At 45.5% G+C, this 6,680-nt stretch carries 8 protein-coding genes; 5 read left to right on the forward strand and 3 right to left on the reverse strand.

Going from position 1 to position 6,680, the window contains the following annotated elements:
* Positions 1–281: 281 nt before the first annotated feature.
* The 3 genes from RMO27_RS16820 to RMO27_RS16830 all read right to left on the reverse strand — a co-directional run bounded on the left by RMO27_RS16820 (position 282) and on the right by RMO27_RS16830 (position 3,181).
* A complete protein-coding gene (locus tag RMO27_RS16820) occupies positions 282–1,688 on the reverse strand; it encodes a cytochrome c biogenesis protein (protein ID WP_309734598.1) in 1,407 nt (468 codons plus the stop codon).
* Between the two features lie 119 nt (positions 1,689–1,807).
* Positions 1,808–2,545 carry a cytochrome c biogenesis protein CcdA gene (locus tag RMO27_RS16825; protein WP_309734600.1) on the reverse strand — a complete coding sequence of 246 codons (738 nt, stop codon included), beginning with the start codon at positions 2,543–2,545 and terminating at the stop codon, positions 1,808–1,810.
* Between the two features lie 129 nt (positions 2,546–2,674).
* Positions 2,675–3,181 (reverse strand): DinB family protein, encoded by a 507-nt coding sequence (locus tag RMO27_RS16830; protein WP_309734602.1) that lies wholly within the window; start codon positions 3,179–3,181, stop codon positions 2,675–2,677.
* A 117-nt stretch (positions 3,182–3,298) separates the two neighbouring features.
* On the opposite strand from RMO27_RS16830, the gene RMO27_RS16835 reads away from it, so the two are divergent.
* From RMO27_RS16835 to RMO27_RS16855, 5 genes are all read left to right on the forward strand, one after another.
* Entirely contained in the window at positions 3,299–4,714 is a 1,416-nt protein-coding gene (locus RMO27_RS16835; RefSeq protein ID WP_309734604.1) for a TldD/PmbA family protein, read from the forward strand.
* A 93-nt stretch (positions 4,715–4,807) separates the two neighbouring features.
* On the forward strand, positions 4,808–5,473 hold the full coding sequence (locus RMO27_RS16840; protein WP_309734606.1) for a hypothetical protein: 666 nt from the start codon (positions 4,808–4,810) through the stop codon (positions 5,471–5,473).
* Positions 5,474–5,560: 87 nt separating this feature from the next.
* A complete protein-coding gene (locus tag RMO27_RS16845; protein ID WP_309734608.1) occupies positions 5,561–5,797 on the forward strand; it encodes a hypothetical protein in 237 nt (78 codons plus the stop codon).
* Positions 5,794–6,054: a type II toxin-antitoxin system RelE/ParE family toxin gene (locus RMO27_RS16850; RefSeq protein WP_309734610.1), complete on the forward strand. Its 261-nt coding sequence runs from the start codon at positions 5,794–5,796 to the stop codon at positions 6,052–6,054. Before RMO27_RS16845 ends, RMO27_RS16850 begins: the two co-directional genes overlap by 4 nt.
* Positions 6,055–6,122: 68 nt before the next feature.
* On the forward strand, positions 6,123–6,680 hold a 558-nt coding region (locus tag RMO27_RS16855), incomplete at its 3' end, for a methyltransferase domain-containing protein (protein ID WP_309734611.1).

Here is a 6,680-nt window from a genome sequence, read left to right on the forward strand (position 1 = left end):
TTCTATAGACAAACCGATAAGTTTACTAGAGGACAGTCCCAGCACTCAGCCGGCTAACTCCAGTTTCGAGACCCAGACGTGTACTACTCTCGATCATGGGCACCACCTCCTAATATAATAATTGGATAGCTGTACTAGACAACGGGTAAGTTACTACCTACTGTTAGGTTAACACAGGCGTAAGCCTTTGACAATCAGGATTCGAGCAGATTTAGGTTAAGTTAATTTAACGTTATGGCGAGAATCGCTCTAACATTGATATCGAGATGGCGATCCAAAATTTAGTTAACGGCTGTCGGTACCTGTAAATCGCTAGTAATGCCGACTGGCGGCGTGTCTTGGAGTCGTTCGATTAACTCGATCGTTTCTCGCTCGAAGACCACCTGAGCGCGATTTGTGCGTCCGCCGAGATACAATTTGCCGTCCTTGGTGACTGCCCAGATTTGAGAATGGGAGAAGTAGCTCATCACTACACCGAGCATTAGTAGTCCAAATCCTAAATAGACGATCGGAATTCCAGGATCGGCTTTGATTTGCAAGCCTGTACCACCGATGACTTCCAGAACTTTGAGTGTGACCCCATTGACTTCTAGAGCACTTCCAGCCCGAACGCTAGAAACTAACTGTCCTTTAGTATCGTAGACCAACAACGTCCCTTGTAAGTCCTTCGCCAAGAGGGAAACACCTTCGCTTAAATCTGGCTTGGTGGGAATCCAAGTACCCCAGATCCGATTTTGAACTCCTTGTCCCAACTGCGCCATTGGGAGTCTGAAGATCGGACTATTATTAATCCTCACTTTCACGCCCGAAATCGACCAGTCAGTTTGATAGTAATAAACTCCATCATATTTCAATGGTTTATTAACATGAATCGTTTGTCGATCGAGTTCTTTTTTACTGCTATTATCGATGACGGATAGATCGGAATAAAACTGATCGATCGTCCCTGCGGGTGTATAGTCAATCCAGAAACGATTGACTTTCACCGACCAATCTTTGGGGATCTGGTTGCGGGCTAATGGCCCCGCGTCAAGAATATTTTTGACTTGAAAAGTATCGCCACTCGGTACCATTTCTTGACCGATAAATCCAGTCATTGCGCCCCAGACACCACCGAGCAAAGTGAGAATCATGCCGATGTGTACGACGATCGGCCCGATTTTGCCGATCAATCCTTTGCGCGCATAAAGTTTATCGCCTTCGGTAAAAATCTTGTATTTCTGAGCTTGTAATTGTTCGCTAAGTGCTGTGAGATCTCGATCGTCAATTTCCGCGCTCAAGGCTAATCTTTGAAAGAATTTAGGATTTTCATAAAACTTCCACTTCCGCGCCGACTTGAGCATCGGTAATTGGGTGGTAAACGTACAAGTCATCAGACTTATTCCGAATAACAATAATAACCCTAAATACCACCAAGTGCGATAAACATGGTCTAAGCCAATAACTTGAATGACTTTCCAAGTTAGAAAACCAAATAAAGCCGGATGTTCGGGATAATTAGTTTGATAAAATCCTGGTGTTTCTCCCTGCTCGATAACTGTGCCCGTAATGCTTAATACAGCAATAATCAGTACCAGTGTGATCGCAAATTTAAGATTGGCAATAACTGGCACGATTTTCTTCCGCCACCACTGTTGGGGAATTTGCCAAATACTACCGGAAGCTGCTACGTTGGATTCGATCGCCATTTTCTAAGAAGTTGGGAGTTTGGAGTTTGGATAAAAGCAACATGAGTAGAGATACTGTGCGCACGATCGGCTTCTGTTATTTCTAATAATACAGCTAATAAAAATTTGTCAATTGGGTCTTAAAAACTTGGAATTCTAGTTAATAACGAAAACACCCCAAACCCAATCAAAAGCACGCCACTAGTTGGGGTAATCCACCCCGACCATTTACGGACTTCTAATAACTTCTTGATTACCGCCGTAAATGTCCCTGCCAATATTAATGGTGCCACATAACCAGCCGTATATGCTAGTAGAAGTGCCGCACCCAACCAAATATTTCCAGTGCTAGCTACCCAAGCCAGTAAGCTGGCTAATACTGGGGTGCTGCAAGGCGAAGCCACCAATCCAAAGGTGACACCTAGTAAATAAGAACGCGCGCCATTTGGTAAATCTTTGGGAATCCAGTCCATCCCACCGAAATCGGGCAATTGGAAGGGCAAAGCTTCGAGCAAATTTAACCCCATCAAAATCGCCACCACACTGACAAAAATTGGCAAACCCAAGCCAATTTGACCGTAAACTTTGCCGACTACCGCTGCAAATATCCCCAAGCCAGCCAGCGTTGTGGCAATCCCAGCACAGAAAAATGTCGATTGGAGTGCGGCTTGCCAGCGACTTTTGTATTCGTAGCCACCGATATAACCGATCGTAATCGGTAACATGGAAAGAGTGCAAGGGGTCAGGCTGGTCAGTAATCCAGCGAAGAAGATCGTCGCCACCGATACCCAGGTAATCTGAGTCAGTTGCTCTGTCACTAATCGATCGGCAAAGTGTTCGAGTTGATATAGGGTAGTTTGAATATCGATCGGCGGCATATTTACTGTCTTGACAGTTTTGATTTAAGTTCCATCTGCTCTGATGGTAATGCTTTTTACTAATCGGTGTCGCTCTGAGTGGTCGATCGATTTTCAAAATAAGTGCAGTTCGAGATCTTGATCGACTTACTAATTTTCGATTTCAACATCGCCCTGAAACTCCGGCATAGCGGGTAAATCGGTCACACCAGCATCGTAGCCCAGTTGATTGAGCAGGGTCGTTAATTGACCGCGATGGTGGGTTTGATGGTTGAACATGTGCGTCACCAGTAACCAATGCGGTCGCGTCCGCGTCACCCCCGAACTATTGGTGTAGTGAAGCTGCGCTTCGAGCCATGCTGGAGTCAAATTATCAGCCCAATCGATAATCGTCCGATCGAGTAGTTCCCGTTGGGCACGTAACTCGCTAAAATCACTATATAGTTCCGCGTCCAGCTTGGCTGTAAATGGTTGCTGGGTAAATCGACCCAACCAAATTCGATCGGCCACCAGGATATGATTGAGCGTACCCTGAATCGACTTAAAAAAAGCCCCACGATCCGACTGGCGATCGAGATCGGGTATATCATCGCAGACAGCATACAGCCGCTGATTCATCCACTGATTGTATCTAGCGATCGTAGTATAGTAATTCATTTCGACTAGGCTTTCGGTGTTAGGTGTTAGGTCTTTGATCCTAAAAATCACATTCTAATTAGTCAAGACTAATCCACAACCTACTTACTATTCACTATCCACTATCCACTAGCCACCATGCCTTCCGTAATCGTAGACAGCAAAAACCGCCTCACCGACTTAATCAAACGTTATCGCAATCGCGTAGATTATCTGGCAATTAGACTTGAAGAGTCAGAAGGAACGGATATCCTAGTACGTGGAGATCGGGTCGAAACCCTCAGCGAAGATCTGGCCATCGGCGGACAGGTGCGCGCCTGCTACAAAGGTGGCTGGGGATTTGCCAGCTTCAACCGCTTGGAGACACTCGCCGAACGGATTGAAGAAGCGATCGCCGCAGCGCGAATTATCGGTGAAGATGAGACAATTCTGGCACCGATCGAGATTATTCGGACAAGTTGTAGTTTACCCTTGACAGGTACCGATCCGCGTCAGATTTCGATCGCCCGCAAGAAGGCATTGTGCGAACATTACAACCACATCTTACAGACTACCGATCGCCGGATTGCGACTACTTCCGTCCGGTATGGCGATAGCGCGCAACATATCGTCCTAGCGACTTCTGAAGGTACCCTAATCGAACAATCTTGGATCGATATGGAGATCCGGTTTGCCGCAACTGCTCGTAATGGCGATACCGTCCAAACTGGCCGCGAAACTCTCGGCTCCCGCAAAGCCTATGAAGATACAATCGGACTTGATCGACAAGTTGAGAGCGCAGCTCAACGTGCCGTTGCTGCCCTGTTCCTGCCTCCTGTGAAAGGCAACGCTTACACGGTGGTGATCGACCCCATCTTGACTGGCTTATTCGTCCACGAGGCATTTGGGCACCTCTCCGAAGCCGATTCGATGTACGAAAATCCCGATTTGCTCGAAGTGATGACAATGGGACGCAAATTTGGCTGTCAGGACTTACAGATCTTTGATGGCGCAGCACCGGAAGGACATCGCGGCAGTTATTTGTATGACGACGAAGGCACGCCAGCGACCACCACGCAGCTAATTAAAGATGGCAATCTCGTCGGACGACTGCATTCACGGGAAACCGCTGGCAAATTGGGCGAAGCGGCGACAGGTAATGCGCGATGCTTGAATTATCATTATCCGCCGATCGTGCGAATGACGAATACCTGGATCGATCGCGGACATACTCCCGTCGCGGATCTATTTTCAGGCATCAAAGAAGGCGTCTATGCCCGCAATTGGCTGGGTGGGATGACCAACGGCGAGATGTTTACCTTTAGTGCTGGCGAAGCCTGGATGATTCGGAATGGCGAAATCGCCGAACCCGTGCGGGATGTGACACTATCAGGGAACGTATTTAAGACACTAGGCGATATTGAAGGGATTGGGGATGATTTTTATTGGGATGAGTCTGGCGGTTGTGGCAAGGCTGGGCAAGGTGGTTTGCCTGTTGGTGTCGGTGGGCCAAGTTTGCGGATTCGCGATGTGGTAGTCGGTGGCGATGCGGAGGATTTGGATGATGAGGAGTAAATCGATAAAATTTGTTGATTCTCTATGATGCAGCTAATAGAGAAAAACAATACTACAATATTATTATTATTTTAATATAGCTAATTAGTTGTAATGGAACCTAAAGACTATATCCCAATTATTGGGTGGATGGTGACATTTACCCTAGGTGTTTTATCCGGTGGCATAATAATTCCTCGACTGGCTAGGAAACGGAAGATCCTTGCGTGGGCAATTATGTCTGAAAGCGATCTAATACCACGTGAATTATCGAAGCAGATTGGTTTACCAGTAGTGTTCCAAGTAGGGAACTACAATCCAGATTCTCTTAGCATTATAAAGATTCGCTTTGGAAATGCTGGTAATGATGTAGTAGAAAAAGTCACTATTGTTATCTATTTCCAATCTGGAGCACATATTATTGATGCTAGGCTTGCAAGCAATCTTCGTGAATATGAGAAAGGAATTCAGTGCAATACTGACAAGAATTTTTGTCATCTTGAAGTGTCATTTATAAATCCTGGTAAAAGCTTTGAATTTGAGTTTATTCTAAGTAATCATGAGGAGGGAATTATTGATGTTCAGGCTCCTGCTCCCGGACTAGAACTTCAGAGGACATCTCCAACAGGTTGGGATAATAGGGTCTCTTCACTAATTGAGAGGAGTATCTTAAGGAGTATCGGATTAAGTTTCTTAGGTATCACGATAGATCCTACGGCAAATGCAATGAACCAAATTGCTGACGAGCTTAGATCGATAAGGAAGTCACTCACAAAATAATAGTTATAGGGTGGACAATCCTGTGCAAGATATTAGGGTAGGTAATCTTGCGCGAATAGCTTATGAATAAATATCGAGAAAATTATAATGGCTGAAAATACTGTAAAACTAGACATTCCATTTCAATCACTGATAGCAGCAATTTCATCACTAAAAACTGCTGAAAAACACCAGCTTCTGGAATTTATCGAAGCTGAATTATTCCCTGAAGAGGACGATCCTGACGACATTGCTGAAGTCCAAGCTGCTCGCGCTGACTATCGAGCAGGCGATTATACTACGTTCGATCGATACACAGCAGAACGGTCAAATCGATCGGTATGAGTTACACCATCATTACGCCTAAAACCGTCCAAAAACAGTTAGATGCTTTGCCTAATGATGTTTTCGAGCGAGTCGCAGTTAAAATCCAACAACTCGGAGAAGATCCACGTCCTGATGGAGTGGTCAAAATGAAAGGTACTGACAATGAGTATCGGATTCGGATTGGCGATTATCGCGTTCGTTATGAAATTGACGATGAAGATTCGATCGTTTTGCTCTTGCAGTGCAAACATCGGAAAGATGTCTACAGAAAATGACAGTTTGGGAGTGACGAGATCTGAACATAAATTGACCCATTATCTAAACATCCTTCCTAATCATAGACATGAATAAAGAAGAGGCAATCCAGAGATCGACGACAACATTTAATTCGGCTGCCGATTACTTTGATGCTCCAGCCCTGTCCTTTTGGAATCGGTTTGGGCAACGCACGATCGATCGACTCGAACTTCAATCGGGAAATCAGATCCTTGATGTTTGCTGTGGTAGTGGTGCATCAGCAATTCCCGCTGCAAAACAAGTCGGTGCGACTGGCTCGGTTTTGGGTGTCGATCTAGCAGATTCTCTATTAGAACTAGCACGCCATAAATCACAGCAACAAGGATTAGCAAATATCGAGTTTCGCTGTGGTGACTTTACCAGTATGGGTTTACCTAGTGAAAGTTTTGATGCGATCGTGTGTGTATTTGGAATTTTCTTTGTCCCCGATATGGAAGCCGCCGTCGCCGAGCTATGGCGAATGCTCCGTCCTGGTGGAAAATTAGCAATTACTTCCTGGGGGACACGAGTATTCGAGCCTGCCAATCAAACCTTCTGGAACGCAGTCAAAGCCGAACGTCCCGAACTCTACAAGCAATATACACCTTGGTATCGAATTGGTGAT

It is taken from the genome of Chamaesiphon sp. OTE_75_metabat_556 (assembly GCF_031378165.1).
Taxonomy (GTDB): Bacteria; Cyanobacteriota; Cyanobacteriia; order Cyanobacteriales; family Chamaesiphonaceae; genus Chamaesiphon.

Bases quoted from the DNA above. Each gene is read 5' to 3' on its own strand.
- RMO27_RS16820 (WP_309734598.1), bottom strand. From the start codon at position 1,688: ATGGCGATCGAATCCAACGTAGCAGCTTCCGGTAGTATTTGGCAAATT.
- RMO27_RS16825 (WP_309734600.1), bottom strand. From the start codon at position 2,545: ATGCCGCCGATCGATATTCAAACTACCCTATATCAACTCGAACACTTT.
- RMO27_RS16830 (WP_309734602.1), bottom strand. From the start codon at position 3,181: ATGAATTACTATACTACGATCGCTAGATACAATCAGTGGATGAATCAG.
- RMO27_RS16835 (WP_309734604.1), top strand. From the start codon at position 3,299: ATGCCTTCCGTAATCGTAGACAGCAAAAACCGCCTCACCGACTTAATC.
- RMO27_RS16840 (WP_309734606.1), top strand. From the start codon at position 4,808: ATGGAACCTAAAGACTATATCCCAATTATTGGGTGGATGGTGACATTT.
- RMO27_RS16845 (WP_309734608.1), top strand. From the start codon at position 5,561: ATGGCTGAAAATACTGTAAAACTAGACATTCCATTTCAATCACTGATA.
- RMO27_RS16850 (WP_309734610.1), top strand. From the start codon at position 5,794: ATGAGTTACACCATCATTACGCCTAAAACCGTCCAAAAACAGTTAGAT.